We start from the raw sequence: 18,350 nt of genomic DNA, 5'->3' as shown, positions 1-18,350 counted from the left end.
TTTGATGATGACATTAACAACATAGCGAAAGAGTGTGCAAACTATTGCCGCCAGATTGCCATTAACCCCGAAAAAGTTAACTTTCTTTATTATCAAGCTAAAAACAAACAGCGAAATGATAGCGAACTAAAGCGAACCGTTTCGCATGAGTTTCGTAGTAGTAAAATTACTGACAGCGAAACCAATAGTGAAAATCCCGCTATGTTTCGCTCTACTAATACCGAAATTAATAGCGAATTCGCTGTTGCAAAGCAAAAAGCCCTTTTTGATTTTTTATCAAACTACGCAATTAAGTTTGGTGTTTCGCCTATAGAACCTAAAAACAACATCAAAATATCAGGCTGTATAAAACGCTATATCGATAACCGTTGGTGGCTACGAAAGTTTCGTAAACTCATTACTCAAGCAAACGAAAAAGCAGCCCTGCATTTAAATTTCGTGAACAGAAAAAGAGAAATCTATGCAAGTAATATAACAACTCAAAATCGCATTACTCAGCGCCAACGAAATGATGAGTTACTTAGCTCAACTTACATACTTAACGAGCAAGGGCAACGCTACTCGTTAAAAGAAATATCCGACCTAAATGTATCAAACCCTAAGATACGAAAGGATGAATTACTATGTCGTGCAAGAGGCTTTGAAGACCTAGCGAAAGAGCTAGGCCATGAAGCACTTTTTATTACGGTTACGTGCCCTTCTAAGTACCATCGTGCCTTTTCAAAGTCGGGAGCTGCAAACCCTAAGTGGGAAGGTTTTATGCCTGATGAAGCCAATAGCTATTTAAACCACCAATGGCAAAAAGCCCGTGCAGAGTTTAAACGTCAAAATATTGCGCCTTATGGTTTTCGTGTAGCAGAACCACAACATGACGGCACACCGCATTGGCATATGCTGTTTTTTATTGAGAGCGAAAAACTAGACGCATTAAAAGCAATTATTCGCCATTACGCGTTAGAAGTTGATGGTGACGAAAAAGGCGCAGCGGAAAACCGTTGTGACTTTAAACAAATCGACCCAAACAAAGGCTCTGCAACTGGTTATATCTTAAAATACATAGCGAAAAACATTGATGGTGAAGGTGTAGGCGAAGATAAATTTGGTAACGATTCGCTGCTTGTAGCGCAACGTATTGATGCGTGGGCATCGTGTTGGTGTATTCGCCAGTTTCAACAAATTGGCGGTGCTAGCGTGTCTGTATGGCGTGAATTAAGACGTTTAAGCTCAATATTTAATGATAAAAAAGATAGCCTACTAGAACAAGCTCGCTTTGCTGCTGATAACAGTGATTGGAAAGGCTACATACTTGCTATGGGCGGTTTACACACAAAACAAAAAGATAGACCTATCAAATTACATTACGATTTAAACATCGTTGAGGAAACTGGGGAGTGCTTACAAAGCTATTACGATGGTGAATTCATACTCAAAGTAAAAGGCTTGTGGTTCGCGGGTAAAGCCATCATCACTAGACATTACTCATGGAAGGTAGAAAAGGCATAACCTAAAGCTAAAACGTATTAGCTAAAGCTCCTTATTATATTAAAAGAGCTAAAGCTATCACCAATAAATAAAATTGCAGTTAAATATAATATTTCAAATAGCTAAAGCTATCTACAGAGCTTTAGCTCACATCGTATTTCATCAGAAAGCCAATAATAACCTTTAGTTCACTGTTTGCCAGAATGGCAAAAAAGATCTTACTTGGAGTTCTGTAAATAACTGTACTTTACATTATTAACTTCTGATAAATAAGTACCAATTTAGCTACACACGACACCTAAAAAGTGTTAATTTTATTTAACAAAATAAAAATAATTACAGTCAATAAGGATGTTATATGTATTTACAGTCTCTACAAATTACTAATTTTAGAAAATTTGGCACTAAGAACAATATAATCGAATTTGTCCAATCAGATTATAAAAAAGCCACTGAAAGCAAACCTGATGAATCTACCTCTCAAAGCTTTGTTGCTTGTGCCACAACCCTAATTATTGGTAAAAATAACGCAGGAAAAACAACGGTAACCAAAGCCTTAAAGCAGGTTATCGATAATGACAATATATTAGGCGCTTCTTTTAATCTGAGTTATCTAAATGGATTATTCGACAAATACAAGAAAGTACTTTTTGGTCTGAATAAAGACAATTTTCTCGATTTCCGAAAAGACGAATTCAATAAAGTAGAGCTGCCAAACATGAAATTTAGGTTGAAAGTTGGTTTAGATACAGATCCTAAATCTACATCGACTCAAAACTTAAGCAACCTTATTTCGATCGAAGACAATACGATTAATAAGCTTATAACTCTAGAGGTTAAGTTTATTATCGCTGAGTCTGAGCAGTATAAGGAAAGGGTATACAAGACCTTTTGTAGCGCAGCAAAAAGAGAGCATGAAGTTAAATTTAGTGAGTTTCTAAGAATAATAGATAATACTAATTTTTCTAGGCAGATCTACGATATCAAAGGAAGATTAATAAAAAACTCTTTATTTAACATAAACAATCTATTCGAACTTACAACTATAAAAGCTAATTTGGATGATGGTGAGACATCACTATCATCTGTTTTCAATAAAATAGTTCAGTATAGATTAAAGGATGAAGAAGGTGATAGTCGTGTTCGACTAGAAAATGAAATATTAAATATTAACGATTTCATGGATAGACACATAGGGGAATCTCACAATGATATTGTTAATAATGTCGTTAGCCAGATAACAGACCAACAAAATATGCTAGTTCATTTAAGATCCAGTTTAGATTTTAAATCTTTATTTAATAAGCTTATTAGATATGAGTTTGAAGAAAACAATAACTATATACCCGAAAATCAATTCGGGCTTGGTTATTCAAACCTTATGAAAATACTTGGCCAAATAATTGATTATGTAGAACAGTATGAAGAAAGCGAAGCTCACGATAAAGTAAATATTATATGTATAGAAGAACCAGAAAACTTTATGCATCCTCAAATGCAGGAATTATTCATAAAAAACATTGACGATGCTCTTAATTTATTATTAGGAAATCACAACAGTAAAAATATTAATAGCCAATTAATAATAACAACTCACTCATCACATATCGTAAACAGTAAAATCCATAGCAGTAACACATTCAACAACATAAACTATATAACCACAGATGAAGATAATTTCAGTAATGTAGTTACATTAAATGATAAAAAAATCACTGATAAAATAGCACCGGAAAGCACTGAAGAAGCCACTGCAAAAGATGAATTAAAGTTTTTAAAGAAGCACATTAAATATAAAGTATCAGAACTTTTCTTTTCTGATGCGATAGTTTTAGTCGAAGGAGTTACTGAAGAGCATTTAATTCAGCATTACCTTAGTGAATCTAAAAATTTACAAAAATATGGGATTTCAATATTTAATATTAATGGTGCTTTTGCTCACATATATAAACCACTTATAGATTTATTGAAAATCCCATGCTTAGTAATCACTGATCTCGATATCAAAAGAAGTAAGGCCGATAAAGAAAATTTCAAACAAATTGATAAACTAGATAACCGCGAAACAACTAATGCAGTTTTGCAGAAATATGTTTGTATTGAAAAGTTACCCGATGAAGAGCCATCAGATGAAGATGAATCAAAAAGTATAATACTTCCAAGTGACTCACCTTATTACTGCATTGACAATTTTATGATCGTTTTCCAAAAGGATGCAATCAATGGCTTTGTTGCTTCAAGCTTTGAAGAAGCCTATATTCTCACAAACTATGAACATAAAACTCTTAATAAAACACTAAAAGAGTTAAAACCAAGAATATATAAAAGAATTGTTGGAGCCTCAGGTCTAGAAAACACTAACCAATCCAAGGAAAAGTCTTTTGAGTGGCAATGCAAGCTAGCTTCAAGTAAAAGTGATTTTGCAAATACACTCCTCTACGAAATAATTACATCAAATATTAATGCTCCACAACTACCTAAATATATTGAAGATGGTTTAGATTGGCTAACTAAAAAATTGAATAATGATAAATCTCTCCAAAATAAAGGAGTTTAGGATGTTGAAAATTAAAGAAAACCCTGAAAAATTAATTGAGGAAATGAAAGTACAAGAGTTGCTTAACAATGCTATAGATAATAACAAAAGCTTTGTTTTCAATGCTGGAGCTGGCTCAGGAAAAACTTACGCATTAATTGAAAGCTTAAAATATATAGTCAAACATTATGGGGAGAAGCTATCAAACCAAAATAAACATGTTTTATGCATCACCTTTACTAACGCAGCTGCGGATAATATCAAATCAAAATTTGGAAACAGTGACATAGTAAAAGTATCAACTATTCACGAGCGAGTTTGGGAGCTAATTCATTTACAGCAAGATGCATTACTCATTGAACATGAGATAAAAATAAATAAAAAGTTAGTTACATTAAAGGAGTCTTTTGAAAATAGCCCAGATGAAGAGTGGCTAAACAGTGGTGATAAAGAAAGATTTAATGGTTACTTTCTTTTAGATGAAGCAAAAAACACTTTCTATAACTCTACTAATCATACTACTGATTTTGGAAGCATCCTTGAAGATTTTGGTTATACGCTAAACCGTAACTTAGGCAAATTTAAGAAAGCCGTAAAATATTTACATGATACCGATAAAATTCAAAAATGCCTTAATAGAATCAAATCAGGTGAAAATAAAGAAGTTAGATATAACCCTAATTTTAACAGTGATAGACTTCACTACATGTTGATTAGCCATAATACTCTATTAGAATATGGACTTGAATTATGCAAAAAGTATCCAACACTTCGCCGAATAATTGTTGATTCATACCCATATGTATTAATTGATGAATATCAAGATACTCATAAACATGTTATTCAATTTATGTATGAATTAATTAAAGATACAGAATTATCTCATAAATTTTTACTTGGATATTACGGGGATGTAATGCAAAGCATTTATTCGGAGGGTATTTCAAATTCCCTAAATGAATATCACCCCAATTTATTAAAAATAGAAAAAAAGTATAACCGTAGATCGCGAAATGAAATCATAAATATATCCAACAAGCTTCGTAATGATGAGATATCTCAAGAGAGTATTTATGAAAATAATGACGGCGGTTCTTTTTCTTTTCATAAATTAATAAGCGAAAGACCAAACGATTCCTCTATTCTAGTAAAAAGATTCATAGAAAGTGAACTTTCAAGTTTAAATGAGGACGTCGTCCACTGCTTAGTGCTTAAAAATGAAATGCTTGCTGAGTTAAGTGGTTTTAAGAATCTTTTCAATTGCTTTAAAGCTTTTTTCTTTTTTAATGAACAAGCACAAAAAGTATTAAGTAGAGATTTAACTAAGCTAGATACTTCAATTCGTACAATTCTAGCACTCATTGAATTTAGAGAATTGATAGCAAAACCTCAGAAGACACTTGAAGATATACTCCCAAAAGAAAAAAATCCTGTATCGATGTTTGATGCTCATAACTATCTAAACGAGTTGAACATATTAATAGACGAGAAAATTAATACTTTCGAAGATTATTTAGTTGCGCTATTCCAACTTTATGACTCTGGTTCTTATCTTTTCAAATGCAAATTGAAAGACTTTTTTCCATCTGATGATTTTGGATATTCACTTGAGGGGTTTAAACAGTTGCTAAATAATGACCTACCAAAAAGCGACTCAATTAAAGAAGAAAACCGTATTAACCAAATTAATATAGCAATAAGTACTTCTCTTAACGAATTCACTAAATGGTACGAATTCATTACTGAATCTAGCAGCGAACCTGTTAGATTTAACACTTACCATAGTACTAAAGGGTTAGAGTATAGCAACGTAGTCATTATTATGGAGAATTCATTTAGTAGAGACAGATCATATTTTCCTAACTTTTTTAAAGATCCTCAGAACATAGACTTTCAAGAACGCCGAAATTTGCTATATGTAGCTTGCTCAAGAGCCATTGATAACATGAGGATATTATATATTGATCCTATTGACTCGTTTCGAGAAGAAGCTTCGTTATTGTTTGGGGAAGCAAAGAGATTTGTCTTATAGTTAAAGTGTTAAATAGTAGCAACTAATAAGAGTATTTTTAATTGAGATAAACTTTCCACTATTAATAAAAGACACTAAGCGGCGTTAAATAAAATCAGTTACCTTGCTACACATGTGCTACACAGAAATAAAAAAAGGAAGAACAATAAAGCTAACTCTTTGATTTAATTGGTAGCCCCTGCAAGAATCGAACTTGCAACTGCCCCTTAGGAGGGGGCCGTTATATCCATTTAACTAAGAGGCCACTAAAGTAGTGTGCTTAACGGGTTGAATTATAACGGCATCTGGTTTTTCATATCAAGTGCAAATGAAGTTAATTACTTGATAAGTATATATCTTCTTTATTTAGTACGTATAACGGTATTAATTTTCGACTACTGGCTGCAATCTGCTTTGTTTGCACGTTTATAACGCGAGTGTTAACAACAACCCCATTATGTCGATAAATTAAAGTGCCAGCGAGTACATGGCTTGCCATTTGGTCTTCACTCAGTTTTGCAATGTCGCGCGAAAAAGTAAAGTCACCACGGCTAGTTACATCTATCGTTTGTGTTGTTTTAAAATCGACAACGCTGTAACCAAACTTTTGTAACTGATGAATTAACGTTTCAGAAATTTGATTACCTAGCTGATTACTTTTATTTAATGAAGCATCAAGGTCAACTAAAGTGGTAACCGCAATATTAATATGAGTGTGGGTATCTACGTCAAACTCTAGTGTGTCGACTAAATCAAGGGCCATTTGCTCTACATAATTCACAAGTGTTTTGTGATGTTTTAAAGGTTTAAACGGCGCTGTGGCGTCGTACTCATCTTGTATCTGCATATCTTGACTTGGTCTTTGTTGCTCATGTCCACCATGGAGGATATAATCAGTTCGCGTATCAATGTTTTGGCTGTGTTCGTCCTGCATTATAGAGCAACCCGCTAAGCCTAGTGCAGTGAATGCGCCAATAATAGCGTTTAATATAAACCGCATACTTACCTCACTCATCCGCTTGTTTTAACATAATGCCGTCTGTACGGGAGTTACCATTAAGTCCATCTACAACCGACTGTGGAATAAACCCTTGTGCTGTACCTACTACCGCTTTACTTTTTAAACCGACAATTCGTGCATTAACTAATACTCCACCCTGGTGGCTTACAAGTGTGCCCGCTAATACATAATTAAAGGTTTGATCTTGGTTCAACTCTAAATAATCACGACTAAATACAAAGTCACCCTTGGGTGATACACGCATATAATCGGTTGTTTTAAAATCAATAACAGGCACCCCAAAGCTATGCAGCTCATGCATAAAGCTTTCTGCAATTTGGTTGCCTAATAAGCTACTATCAGTGTAGTCATCATCTAAAAAAATAAAGCTTGAAACAGCGAGTGGTGTTTTTTCATTTACGTATTGTAAATTTTCGACCATATCTTGCATTATTCCACGCACATAGTGATTTATATTTTTACGCATTGGCGGTGTAGATTTAGTGTAGTTATTTTGCTGTACTAAACCAGATTGAAACAAGTTGTTATTAACTGCTGGCGTTGCAATATCGCGTTGATTACTTACCAACTGTGAATTTTGATTACTTGGATTTGCAGTTGGTTCTGCTGCTGAGTTTGTTACACCTGATATTTGCGAACAACCGAAGCCTAATGGCAAACATATAGTAATAAGTAAATTTCTCATTTTGTGCTCCTGGTTAGTATTCGCTGCGGTATAAGTAACCGTCGCGCTGCTGAATTTTTTCATCACCCCACATTACGTTAATAGGGATCTCTGTACTGCCAGCAGATAACACATGTTTGTTATTTATATTTACTAATCGCGCATTGACGATATAGGCATGTTGTTGTCGTGTAACGGTCCCTGTCACTATTAAGTCAATATTCTGACGTTGACGTAACTGAGTTAAATCACGACTAAGTATACTATCTGCATTGGTTGATAAATTTAAGTTATTAGCTAGTCGGTATTCAATCGTATTATAGCCAAGCTGCGTCATTTGAGTTAACAGGCTTTCTTGAATTTGCTGGCTTAAACCAGAGGCTTGCTCTGTCATAAGTTTTGAATCGAGCGAATCTGCAAAATAAAAACTGCTTACACCTATTCGTGCATGACTACTTAGCGGCTCTTTAAGATGGCTAAGCTGTAAGGTTAAATTATTTATATAGTCGTTTACTGTATAGGGCGCCATTGCTGCTTTAGGGGCATTGGTACTGACACTTGGCGCTGGCTGAGGTATTAAACTACAAGCGGCTAAGTTAACTAATAATAAAGGTAGTAAAAGGCGCATAGTTGCCATCCTCTTTCAAATATATATAGGATAAAGCAATTATTATGCCTAAAAGGTTCTTACTGAGGTTGTTGCTCGGTGTAATAACTTATAAAGCAGTTTATTTGTTGTTTTTTTAATGCGTAGCAGTGATTTTCTGCCTCTGCTTTGTTTTTATATGCGCCTAGTTTTAACCTATAAATGGTACTGTTATTTATCACCTTAGGCTCAATATTCACAATTAAAGTGGCATAAAAGAATTCGGGCGCTTTGAGCTTTAATTTAGCAAGTGTTGTTTGTAATTTACTTTTATTTTTAAATGCAGCTACTTGTATAGCAAAAAATGCCTGGTCGCTTTTTAAGATACTTTCGACCTTTGCCTGATTTGTACTTTCGTTAAGCGTTTTTAACCGTGATTTTAACTGGGCTAGTTGGTTCTCTAATTGGAGTAGGTGGTTAACTTCTGACTCTGCGCTTTTCCACTCATCTGCAGTTTTTTTGAGGGCTTGTAAATCAGCGGTTGAAATACTCACTGTATTAGGCGCTAATGGCGCTGGCTCTGCTTTATTAGTTGAAGTACTGCATCCTGTTATATACAGCGCAGTCACAGTTAAAAATAACGCGCTTATAAACTCCTTTTTTATCGCCATGTCTTTTTCCTGAAGTTACTCCTTTGTTATTAGTTGCGTATTCTATGGATAAATAAAATATTAGCAAGTTTCCATTTTAACTACAGCTTAACCGGTTTGTCTGTATAATTACTTACTATACAATCGAGTTTATAAAGTTTAAATACTTCGCAGTCTGCCTTTGCATTTTTAAAGTTTTGATAAGAGCCAAGTTTTAACCTGTAGAACATTTTTTCATTTATTTTTACAGTTTCTACATTGGTCAATATTTTGTCTCTAAACAAGGGTGCAGCTTTAGTATTTAGTTCTTGCCACGCTTTACCAACGGCTTGTTCAGAGTCAACCGAGGCAACCTGCAGCGAAAATACATGCTTAGGTGTATTTAATTTTACAGTTTGTTTTTTATTACTATAGTTTTGCTTAACTTCCCGTTGGCGCGATTTAACATTGCGTGTGTTTTGTGGTGTAAGTACAAACTTGCTGCTATTGCCTTGGTTAGATTGTGCAATAGCTTTGCTATTTATAATATCAATATGATTTACGAGATAAGTTATCTCTTTTTCTAACTTTAAAATACGCTCAATACCGGCACGAGCTTGTTGCCATTGCATTGCGGCATCTTTTAGCTGAGCAAGCTCCAAGGCTGTAACGGAAACGTAATCAGGAGTATTACTTTGTGGTGCGCTTGTTGTTTTTATTTCAGGTGTGACACTGCATGCCGTACTAAATAAAAGTATTAGTAAGCTGAGTAAAAGCCCAATGTTATTATTTTTATATATAAACATGTATTCGTCGTCCTGAAAGTAGATCTTTAACACTACGTTTCAGTTAAACATTTCCACAAGAAAGCGTTTAACTCTATTTAAGTTATGAGCCATAAAAACGTGGCTCCTCGCATGCATATTTGTGTTTCATAAACACAACGTTACATACTTAACCTCTTCCTTGAGGGCATTGTTTAATACAAATTCAATGCCAATTAATACAAATTTACAACAAAAATTACATTATGTCTTTAATGTACCCATAAAATTTTATTTTTAGAGCAACTCTGACACTATTTTAAATATAATAAGTAACAATTAAAAAAGGCGCCCAAATGGGCGCCTTTCTGTTATCCGTAAAACAAGCAGTTAAATAAGTGTTTTAATAAACGTTTTTAACTCGCCTGCAAACTCATCTCGGCGTAATGCAAATTCAATGGTCGCTTTTAAGTAACCAATTTTACTTCCACAATCGTGGCTACGACCTTTTATAGCGTATGCATCAACTTTTTCTTGTTCCATTAACATAGCTATTGCGTCAGTTAATTGTATTTCATCGCCTGCACCTTGCGGTGTTTTTGCAAGTAATGGCCAAATCTTTTCACTTAAAACGTAACGACCCACTACAGCTAAATTTGATGGAGCTTCATCAACTGATGGTTTTTCTACCATATTAAAAATCGGCGAGCTTTCACCTTGCTTTAATTCAACATCACCTAAGTCAACCACACCAAACTGATTTACCTGCTCCATTGGTACAGGTTCTACCATAATTTGGCTGTGCTTAGTTTCTTTAAAGCGGGTAATCATCTCTGCTAAGTTATCTTTTTTAAGATCACTTTCTACGTCATCAATAATCACATCTGGCAAAATAACCACAAATGGTTCGTTACCAATAATAGGCGCTGCACAGCTAATAGCATGGCCTAAGCCCTTTGCTTCACCTTGGCGTACGTGGATAATAGTTACGTCTTTAGGGCAGATAGCTTGCACTTCGGCAAGTATTTGCCGCTTAACACGCTTTTCTAAAGTTGCTTCAAGCTCAAAGCTCGTATCGAAGTGGTTTTCAATTGAGTTTTTACTTGAATGGGTTACTAACACTATTTCTTTAATACCTGCAGCAACGGCTTCGTTTACTACATATTGAATTAAAGGACGGTCTACCACTGGAAGCATTTCTTTAGGAATTGCTTTAGTGGCTGGTAACATACGAGTACCAAGGCCGGCTACTGGGATCACTGCTTTCATTTTATGTTTTCCTTAATTTTTTATTATACTGAAAATGGGTATTGAATCGCTTCGTAGCATTGATAGCCTGTTACCTCAAAGTCGTCTCGTGTTACCCACGTCTCTATGTCTTCTAATGATTTAATTTTTGGATTAATTTTTAACTGAGGTGATGCAAATGGTTCGCGTTTTAATTGTACATCTCGCATTAACTCAAGTTGATTTTCGTATATGTGAGCGTTGGCAATTTTATGATATGCCTTACCCGCTTTATGGCCGGTAATTTGAGCTACTAGCGCCAATAATACAAAACACTGGATTTGATTGAAATTTAAACCAAGCGGCACATCACAACTGCGCTGATACGACGTTAAATATAAGGTATCACCAAGTAACGAAAAAGTGTGCGTATGCATACATGGTCGCAAACAACCAAGCTCAAACTCACCTGGATTATAAAATGTAATTATTTCACCACGGTCGTCAATGCCATTTTTTAAGTTATTAATAACTTTTGCAAGCTGATCAAGTGTTGAGCCATCCGGACGTTGCCAGCCTCGCCCTTGCACACCATAAACACGCCCCATGTCATCCTCACCTTTACGGTTAGGATTATTGAGCCATGCGTTATTATCGTTTGCGTTTGCATCCCATGTTTTACACCCAATTTCACGAAATTGCTCTGCGCTATCGTAGCCACGTAAATAGCCGAGTAACTCCGCAATAGCGGCTTTGTAGTAACTTTTACGCGTAGTGATCATCGGAAACTGATTGCTTGCTACATCATATTCTAAATCGGCGTTTATAACGGTTAAACAACGCGTACCTGTACGTTTGTTTTCAACCCACTGCCCTTCGTCAACAATTCGCTGACATAACTTTAAATATTGTTTCATGCTTTTTATTATGCCTTTGCTGCTGTTTCTTGCTGCGGTTTTTTATATGCCCAAATTAATAAACCTAGACCACCTATAATCATAGGGAGTGACAGTATTTGCCCCATAGAGATAAAGTCGGCAAATAAGCCCAATTGCGCATCTGGCTGGCGGAAGTATTCAATACCAAACCTAAACACGCCGTAACCTAATAAAAATAAGCCGCCAACACTGCCAGCAGGTCGTGGCTTTTTAATAAACCATAGCATAATTAAAAATAAAACGAGCCCTTCAAAAAAGGCTTCGTATAACTGCGACGGATGGCGAGCAAGCGGCCCACCGGTTGGAAATACCATGGCCCAAGGTACGTCTGATACGCGCCCCCATAACTCGCCATTTATAAAGTTACCTATGCGCCCTGCTAATAATCCCACGGGCACCAGTGGCGCTACAAAGTCGCCAACTTGTAGTAGTGACTTTTTGCGTGTCCACGAAAAAATAGCGACGGCTGTAATTACACCCAGCGTGCCACCATGAAACGACATACCGCCCTGGTCTATTCTAAATAAATACAGTGGATTTTCTAAAAAATAACTAAACTGATAAAACAATACATAGCCAATACGTCCACCCAATATTACGCCGAGCATACCGTAAAAGAGTAAATCGCTTACTTGATCTTTTGTCCAACCAGAGTTTGGCTTTGATGCTTGACGGTTAGCAAACCACATAGCAAATGCAAAACCTATTAAATACATTAAGCCGTACCAACGTACGCTTAGCGGTCCAACAGAAAAAATTATTGGATCTATTTGAGGAAACTCAAGTGCCATAAAAAATAAACCTTTAGCTAAAAATCATTTTAATTGCGATTACTACAAGCAGTACCGCGAAAAACTTCTTAATTATATTTACAGGTAAATAGTGTGTTGCTTTAGCCCCATAAGGCGCAACAAACCATGATGTAATTACAATTCCAAATAACGCAGGAAGATATACAAACCCCGCAAAACCACGCTCTAAATCGGTAACACGCCAACCTGCACTGATATAGCCAATAGAGCCAAAGAGTGCAATTACAATGCCGCAGGCGGCCGCGCAACCAATTGCTTTTTTTATATCAACCGAAAAGTAATTAAGCATAGGAACAATGAGCGCCCCGCCGCCAATACCGATTAAACCCGATAACCCGCCCATTATTGCAGAAATCCCACATAGGATAGGACCCGATGGCAAGGGTTTTGCCGACACGGGTTTATTGCGAGTAGAGAGCACCATTCTGGCTGCAATAAATACAACACTTACAGCAAATACGGTACGTAATATTTGCTCAGGAATAAAACTTGCCGCAAAACCACTAATAAGTGCACCTAAAGCCACTCCCGACATAACCCAAGGGGCGATTGCCCAAGGCACATTATCATTTTTATGATGAGCCAACGCTGAAGACGTTGAAGTAAATAATATAGAGGCAAGCGACGTTGCAATAGCGATAACTAAAACATGATCTGTTGATGTAACGTCAAATGAGATAAGCATAGCACTGAGCACGGGGACAATAATTAATCCTCCGCCAATGCCTAACAATCCAGCTAAAAAACCGACAATACAGCCTAGTAGTGCGCAGCTTGCGACTAACAAACCTAAGTCATACATAAAGATCTCAAATACCTTTTGAAGGCTTATATATTAAAGGATTATAAAACGAATAGCATCTGCGTATTGGAATTAATTAAATACACGATATTATTTGGGTGTATAAAACAAATCACCTAAATCATGCTCTAACATAAAATTACGCGTTAAACGTAGTACCTGTTTGGCTGTAGATTGCGCTAAACAGTCAGTAAGTAATTGTTCCATATCGCTTACACTTAAACGTCTAAGCACCCACTTTACTTTATTAAGGGATGATAAATTCATACTTAGTCGCCTGTAACCCATTGCGATTAGCAATATTGCTCCTTCGGGGTCTCCGCCAAGCTCACCACATAAACTAAAGGGTAGTTCATACTGCTCACATTCACGCGCTATTTTATTAAGTACTCTAAGCACGCCAGGGTGGTAAGGGTTAAAGAGCTCAGCAACGCGTGCATTAGCTCTATCTACTGCTAATAAATATTGTGTTAAATCGTTACTGCCTACTGAGCAAAAGTCGACTTTTTTAGACCATTCTGGCAGCATAAATACGCTTGATGGTACCTCAAGCATTATGCCTATGTCGGGTCTTTCTATTTGTTGCTCTGGGTATTTTTCACTTAGCTCAAAATAAGCTTGTTCAATAAGAGCGAGTGATTCATCGACCTCTTCAGTACCGCTGATCATTGGCAGCATAATTTTTAAATTACCCAAGCCCATGTTTGCTTTAAGCATGGCTTTTAACTGATCTAAAAATAATTCAGGATGATCAAGACTAATACGAATACCCCGCCACCCTAAAAAAGGGTTTTCTTCGGTAATGTTAAAGTAATCAAGAACCTTATCGCCACCTATATCTAAAGTACGCATAACTACAGGGTTAGGATAGTAGCTAGTAAGTACTTCTCGATACCAATTTTCCTGCTCTAATTGAGAAGGAAACTGACCTTTTTGCATAAACCACGCTTCGGTTCGATAAAGCCCTACACCATCACAAATATGTGCGCTGCTTTGATCTGTATTTAGCTCAAGGCCTGCGTTTAATAATAAACTAACATGTTCACCGTCAAGCGTAATTGACTCATAGTCTTGCTCTGCCAAAAAGCGGTTATTAAGCAGGTTATCTTGATGCTGTAACTCGGTGTACTCATCTATCAGCATTTGTGAAGGCGAGATATATAAACGCCCCGCAAATGCATCTAAAATCATCGGTTTGCTATCAAACTGTAATAAAGGTAAGTCTTCTATACCCCAAATAGCAGGAATACCCATTGCGCGAGTCAATATAGAGGCATGGCTATTTGCAGAACCATTTACGCTGACAACCCCTGTTAAGCGCCCTTTTGGCACCTCAGCAAGCATAGCTGGCGTTAACGTATTAGCAATCAAAATAGTATTTGGTGGGTAATTTTTAACGGCATGCTCGGTGTTTACAAGATGATGAAGCACACGTAGACCAATATCTTTAACATCAACAGCGCGCTCTTTTATATAAGGATCCTGCATCGCGTTAAATTGAGATATTAAACGCTCAATTACAATTTTTAAGGCACTTTTAGCACACCAGCCTTCTTGTAATTGTATTTCTACATTATGGCCTAAACTTTTAGCGTCAAGCAATTGTTGATAAACATCAAATACCGCTAGTGCTTCTAGAGGAATAGAGTCACTTAACGTCATCGAAAGAGTATTAAACTCTTTACGCGTTGCAGCAACAGCTTGTGTAAACAAACGGCGTTGTTCTACTATATTGCTGTCTTTTAAAAGTTCTATAGATTTAAAATCAAGTTTTGGTAAAAGTACAAATGCCTGCCCTATACCTATCCCTGGCGCACTTGATACGCCTTTTAAAACCGATGTTTGATGAGATGATTCATCTTGGCGTAATACTTCTTTTATTTCGGCATGCGCTAACTGTGATGCAAGTTGAGCAGACAGAGTAATTAAAAATGATTCTTCATCTTGGCTAAAAACACGAGCCATTTTTTGTTGAACAACAATAACGCCCAGTACTTTTTTTTGATGGACAACAGGCACAGATAAAAAAGCGTTATAGCCTTCTTCGTTTACTTCTGGGGAGAGCTTAAAACGCGGATGCGATTTAGCGAATGCAATATTAATCGGTTCTTCACGCTGCGCAACTAGGCCAACTAACCCTTCGGTAAAACCAATTCTAAACTTACCTACCGCATCAGGATTTAACCCTTCGGTTGCCATAAGTACAAAATTATCTTGGCTGTAATCTGCAAAATAAATGGAGCAGCACTGGGTTTGCATGGCGTCTTTTACCATTTGCACAAAGCACACTAGTGCGCTGTCTAAATTCGCTTGACGCGATACAGACTCAGCAATGGATCTCAATGTAGCCAGCATGTCCTGCTCCTTTATTTTGTACTTAGTTAACTACCTTTTACTTCGCCAATGATCTTTATGTTGTTCTCTCTTGTTAAAAGGCATGGCAAAAGGTGCAAACTCTTTCATTACACGTCGATAAACATCCCGTTTAAACGATACTACCTGTCTTACAGGATACCAATAACTCACCCAACGCCAATCATCAAATTCTGGATGATGAGTTTTAAGTAAGTTTACGTCTTCGTCTTCACAACGTAGTTTTAGTAAAAACCATTTTTGTTTTTGCCCAATACACACCGGACTAGAGTCGCGACGGATTAATCGTTTGGGTAATTTATAGCGTAACCAATGTTTTGAACTTGCGACTATTTCTACATCTTCTGGTCGCAGCCCTACCTCTTCGTGTAATTCACGGTACATGGTTTGTTCTGGCGTTTCACCTTCATCAACACCACCTTGGGGAAATTGCCAAGAGTGCTGACCGTAGCGTCTGGCCCAAAAAACTTGCCCCTGATTATTGCAAATTACAATTCCGACATTGGCACGAAAACCTTCGGCATCAATCACCTTAGTGCCTCATTTGTAAGTCGATTTTTAATGATTGTTCCACATTAGCCGCAATACGGCAAACACTATTATAGGCAAGCCATTGGGTAAGTGAAATTTATGCTTTAGCTCAGAGAGAAAAATACGCGGATGTGAGTAAAAAGTTTTAAAATAATGCGTATAAGCTATTGCAGTTATTGTTTCACTCTAGTTACTCACAGTTTGTGCATAACTTTTAAAAAACACGTTCATTTTGCAAACAAATCCACAATATAAGATCGAAAAAGTCGTGTTCTCCACAGAATCTGTGGATAAACATGTTCATATAGTTGTATTTATCCTTACAACTTTTAAATTGCTTAATCGAAACTGAATCTACAACTTTAAAAAAACCAACTGAGTCAATAACTTAAAGATTTATCTATAATTTTAAATATGGTCAAAATTAACCCAAACAACCCCCGAACAAAAAACGCACAACCCTAAAGATATCCACGGCTTAGCTGTTTTGCTATCATGGGTATGGTATTTATTCAACTAAAATTAATATTATGCGCCCAACTAAACCACTTTCAATTAATGATCTTACTCAACGTGTAAACAGTATTGCAGGGCTTACTCTTGGGCAGCTTGCTGATCAATATAACTTTAAAACCCCAGATGATTTATTAAGAGAAAAAGGCTGGACGGGGCAATTAATTGAGTACGTTTTAGGTGCAACAGCAGGGTCGAAGCCCCTACCCGACTTTGAAGATTTGGGTATTGAACTTAAAACGTTGCCTATTTCCTATAAAGGAAAACCCCTTGAAACCACTTTTGTATCGGTTACGCCACTAATGAACGTAACAGGCATGACATGGCATACAAGCGCAGTACGTAAAAAGCTTAACCACGTTTTATGGCTACCTATTTTAAGCGAGCGTGATATAGCACCGTTTAATAGAACAATTGGCAGTGGCTTTTTATGGCAACCCACACCTGAGCAGGACGCTTTATTACAGCGCGACTGGGAAGAACAAATGGAGCTTATTGCGCTTGGTAGGATTGATGAAATATCAGGCCATTTAGGCGATGCAATGCAAATACGCCCAAAAGCGGCCCATAGCAAAATAGTCACTGATGCCATTGGCCCTAATGGGCAAATAATAAAAACCCTGCCCCGTGGCTTTTACTTAAAAACCAGTTTTACAGGTGATATTTTAAAGCAGCAGTTTCAGTTGTGATGACTTTTACAGTAATGCTGTAAACAAGAAGCGGCTGAAATACAGCTCAATCTATTTAAACCTTTAAGTATTTCTTTTACTACGTACGAAGAGTCTCGCTCTGTTGTCGGGGTATGCCTGTTTCTATTAACGCAATATTCCAAAAGTGCTTTCAACACAACACCATCAATTAATCCCCTGAATAGAACTAGCAACTCGCTTCTTTCATTTTCATCAATACTATTACTATTTAATAAATTTATTATGCTAAGTATTAAATAGAATAAGTCTTTAAAAATATAGCTATACAAAAATAAAAAATAATGATGATGTACGTTATCTTCATCATATAGAACATATGATTTAAGTAGAGCCTCTCTAATTCGATCATCAATTTGAAACTGGATTTTTTCTTTTCTAGCTGTATCTGCGTAGTAAGTTGCCATATGAGCATCGACTAGAACTTGTTGAGCTAATACTTCATTTAAACCTTTTATAAGTTATAAAAGTGACGAACGATTGCCCTCTCGTTTTAATAAACTTATTTCATTCAGGTGTTGGGTTCGGTTTTGCTGTAAACTTTCATAGAAAAGAAAAGCAGATATAACCGCAACGATTGGTGTAAGTATATCGCCAAATATACTTGCAAACTCCATCCAAGAGTCACTGACACAAAGCCCAAGAACTATGGTGATAATGATCATCAAAGTGAATACACCTGTTACTGCGTACATCATAAGTTTTCTTTTATCCATGATTTCTTCCTTGATATAAAAAAGCCAAGATGAAAATC

Annotated in this window: 16 protein-coding genes and 1 tRNA gene; 4 read left to right on the top strand and 13 right to left on the bottom strand. The window is 36.4% G+C overall.

All coding sequences use genetic code 11. From position 1 onward, the window contains the following. From P20652_RS10880 to P20652_RS10890, 3 genes are all read left to right on the top strand, one after another. On the top strand, positions 1 to 1,503 hold a 1,503-nt coding region (locus P20652_RS10880; RefSeq protein ID WP_050548201.1), incomplete at its 5' end, for a replication endonuclease. A 337-nt stretch (positions 1,504 to 1,840) separates the two neighbouring features. Then, positions 1,841 to 4,039, top strand: coding sequence for an AAA family ATPase (locus P20652_RS10885; RefSeq protein ID WP_008168060.1), 2,199 nt, complete (start codon positions 1,841 to 1,843; stop codon positions 4,037 to 4,039). A gap of 1 nt (position 4,040) precedes the next feature. Next, positions 4,041 to 6,050: a UvrD-helicase domain-containing protein gene (locus P20652_RS10890; protein WP_008168058.1), complete on the top strand. Its 2,010-nt coding sequence runs from the start codon at positions 4,041 to 4,043 to the stop codon at positions 6,048 to 6,050. A 169-nt stretch (positions 6,051 to 6,219) separates the two neighbouring features. Here P20652_RS10890 and P20652_RS17910 read toward each other — a convergent pair. The 12 genes from P20652_RS17910 to rppH form a co-directional block, all read right to left on the bottom strand. Next, positions 6,220 to 6,294 (bottom strand) — tRNA-Arg (locus tag P20652_RS17910). 69 nt (positions 6,295 to 6,363) lie between these two features. Then, positions 6,364 to 7,029 (bottom strand): FlgO family outer membrane protein, encoded by a 666-nt coding sequence (locus P20652_RS10895; protein ID WP_008168056.1) that lies wholly within the window; start codon positions 7,027 to 7,029, stop codon positions 6,364 to 6,366. A gap of 7 nt (positions 7,030 to 7,036) precedes the next feature. Beyond that, a complete protein-coding gene (locus P20652_RS10900; RefSeq protein WP_008168055.1) occupies positions 7,037 to 7,735 on the bottom strand; it encodes a FlgO family outer membrane protein in 699 nt (232 codons plus the stop codon). 13 nt (positions 7,736 to 7,748) lie between these two features. Further along, on the bottom strand, positions 7,749 to 8,342 hold the full coding sequence (locus tag P20652_RS10905) for a FlgO family outer membrane protein (protein WP_008168053.1): 594 nt from the start codon (positions 8,340 to 8,342) through the stop codon (positions 7,749 to 7,751). A gap of 59 nt (positions 8,343 to 8,401) precedes the next feature. After that, the gene (locus tag P20652_RS10910; RefSeq protein ID WP_008168051.1) at positions 8,402 to 8,971 is read right to left on the bottom strand and encodes an SPOR domain-containing protein; all 570 of its coding nucleotides are present in this window, start codon (positions 8,969 to 8,971) and stop codon (positions 8,402 to 8,404) included. 80 nt (positions 8,972 to 9,051) lie between these two features. After that, the gene (locus tag P20652_RS10915) at positions 9,052 to 9,735 is read right to left on the bottom strand and encodes an SPOR domain-containing protein (RefSeq protein WP_008168049.1); all 684 of its coding nucleotides are present in this window, start codon (positions 9,733 to 9,735) and stop codon (positions 9,052 to 9,054) included. 348 nt (positions 9,736 to 10,083) lie between these two features. Next, complete coding sequence (galU, locus tag P20652_RS10920) at positions 10,084 to 10,962, bottom strand: UTP--glucose-1-phosphate uridylyltransferase GalU (RefSeq protein ID WP_008168048.1); 879 nt, start codon at positions 10,960 to 10,962, stop codon at positions 10,084 to 10,086. A 23-nt stretch (positions 10,963 to 10,985) separates the two neighbouring features. After that, positions 10,986 to 11,837, bottom strand: a complete 852-nt coding sequence (locus P20652_RS10925) for a thymidylate synthase (RefSeq protein ID WP_008168046.1) — start codon at positions 11,835 to 11,837, stop codon at positions 10,986 to 10,988. Between the two features lie 8 nt (positions 11,838 to 11,845). Continuing rightward, a complete protein-coding gene (lgt, locus tag P20652_RS10930) occupies positions 11,846 to 12,649 on the bottom strand; it encodes a prolipoprotein diacylglyceryl transferase (protein ID WP_008168044.1) in 804 nt (267 codons plus the stop codon). 13 nt (positions 12,650 to 12,662) lie between these two features. Next, on the bottom strand, positions 12,663 to 13,472 hold the full coding sequence (locus tag P20652_RS10935; protein WP_008168042.1) for a sulfite exporter TauE/SafE family protein: 810 nt from the start codon (positions 13,470 to 13,472) through the stop codon (positions 12,663 to 12,665). A 90-nt stretch (positions 13,473 to 13,562) separates the two neighbouring features. After that, a complete protein-coding gene (gene ptsP / locus P20652_RS10940; RefSeq protein ID WP_008168040.1) occupies positions 13,563 to 15,827 on the bottom strand; it encodes a phosphoenolpyruvate--protein phosphotransferase in 2,265 nt (754 codons plus the stop codon). A 30-nt stretch (positions 15,828 to 15,857) separates the two neighbouring features. Next, positions 15,858 to 16,376: an RNA pyrophosphohydrolase gene (rppH, locus tag P20652_RS10945; protein ID WP_008168038.1), complete on the bottom strand. Its 519-nt coding sequence runs from the start codon at positions 16,374 to 16,376 to the stop codon at positions 15,858 to 15,860. A 530-nt stretch (positions 16,377 to 16,906) separates the two neighbouring features. On the opposite strand from rppH, the gene mutH reads away from it, so the two are divergent. Then, a complete protein-coding gene (gene mutH / locus P20652_RS10950) occupies positions 16,907 to 17,578 on the top strand; it encodes a DNA mismatch repair endonuclease MutH (protein WP_008168037.1) in 672 nt (223 codons plus the stop codon). A 479-nt stretch (positions 17,579 to 18,057) separates the two neighbouring features. Here the strand turns inward: mutH and P20652_RS10960 are convergent, their stop codons facing one another. Continuing rightward, on the bottom strand, positions 18,058 to 18,312 hold the full coding sequence (locus P20652_RS10960; RefSeq protein ID WP_008168034.1) for a hypothetical protein: 255 nt from the start codon (positions 18,310 to 18,312) through the stop codon (positions 18,058 to 18,060). Positions 18,313 to 18,350 lie beyond the last annotated feature (38 nt).

The sequence above is a fragment of the Pseudoalteromonas sp. BSi20652 genome (genome assembly GCF_000239855.1).
Classification (GTDB): Bacteria; Pseudomonadota; Gammaproteobacteria; order Enterobacterales; family Alteromonadaceae; genus Pseudoalteromonas.
This window is presented reverse-complemented; position numbering and strand designations above follow the sequence as displayed.

Coding starts and splice junctions, on each gene's coding strand:
- P20652_RS10925 (WP_008168046.1), bottom strand. CDS start 11,837: ATGAAACAATATTTAAAGTTATGTCAGCGAATTGTTGACGAAGGGCAG.
- galU (WP_008168048.1), bottom strand. CDS start 10,962: ATGAAAGCAGTGATCCCAGTAGCCGGCCTTGGTACTCGTATGTTACCA.
- P20652_RS10885 (WP_008168060.1), top strand. CDS start 1,841: ATGTATTTACAGTCTCTACAAATTACTAATTTTAGAAAATTTGGCACT.
- P20652_RS10890 (WP_008168058.1), top strand. CDS start 4,041: ATGTTGAAAATTAAAGAAAACCCTGAAAAATTAATTGAGGAAATGAAA.
- ptsP (WP_008168040.1), bottom strand. CDS start 15,827: ATGCTGGCTACATTGAGATCCATTGCTGAGTCTGTATCGCGTCAAGCG.
- lgt (WP_008168044.1), bottom strand. CDS start 12,649: ATGGCACTTGAGTTTCCTCAAATAGATCCAATAATTTTTTCTGTTGGA.
- P20652_RS10895 (WP_008168056.1), bottom strand. CDS start 7,029: ATGCGGTTTATATTAAACGCTATTATTGGCGCATTCACTGCACTAGGC.
- P20652_RS10960 (WP_008168034.1), bottom strand. CDS start 18,312: ATGGATAAAAGAAAACTTATGATGTACGCAGTAACAGGTGTATTCACT.
- P20652_RS10910 (WP_008168051.1), bottom strand. CDS start 8,971: ATGGCGATAAAAAAGGAGTTTATAAGCGCGTTATTTTTAACTGTGACT.
- P20652_RS10905 (WP_008168053.1), bottom strand. CDS start 8,342: ATGCGCCTTTTACTACCTTTATTATTAGTTAACTTAGCCGCTTGTAGT.
- P20652_RS10900 (WP_008168055.1), bottom strand. CDS start 7,735: ATGAGAAATTTACTTATTACTATATGTTTGCCATTAGGCTTCGGTTGT.
- mutH (WP_008168037.1), top strand. CDS start 16,907: ATGCGCCCAACTAAACCACTTTCAATTAATGATCTTACTCAACGTGTA.
- P20652_RS10915 (WP_008168049.1), bottom strand. CDS start 9,735: ATGTTTATATATAAAAATAATAACATTGGGCTTTTACTCAGCTTACTA.
- P20652_RS10935 (WP_008168042.1), bottom strand. CDS start 13,472: ATGTATGACTTAGGTTTGTTAGTCGCAAGCTGCGCACTACTAGGCTGT.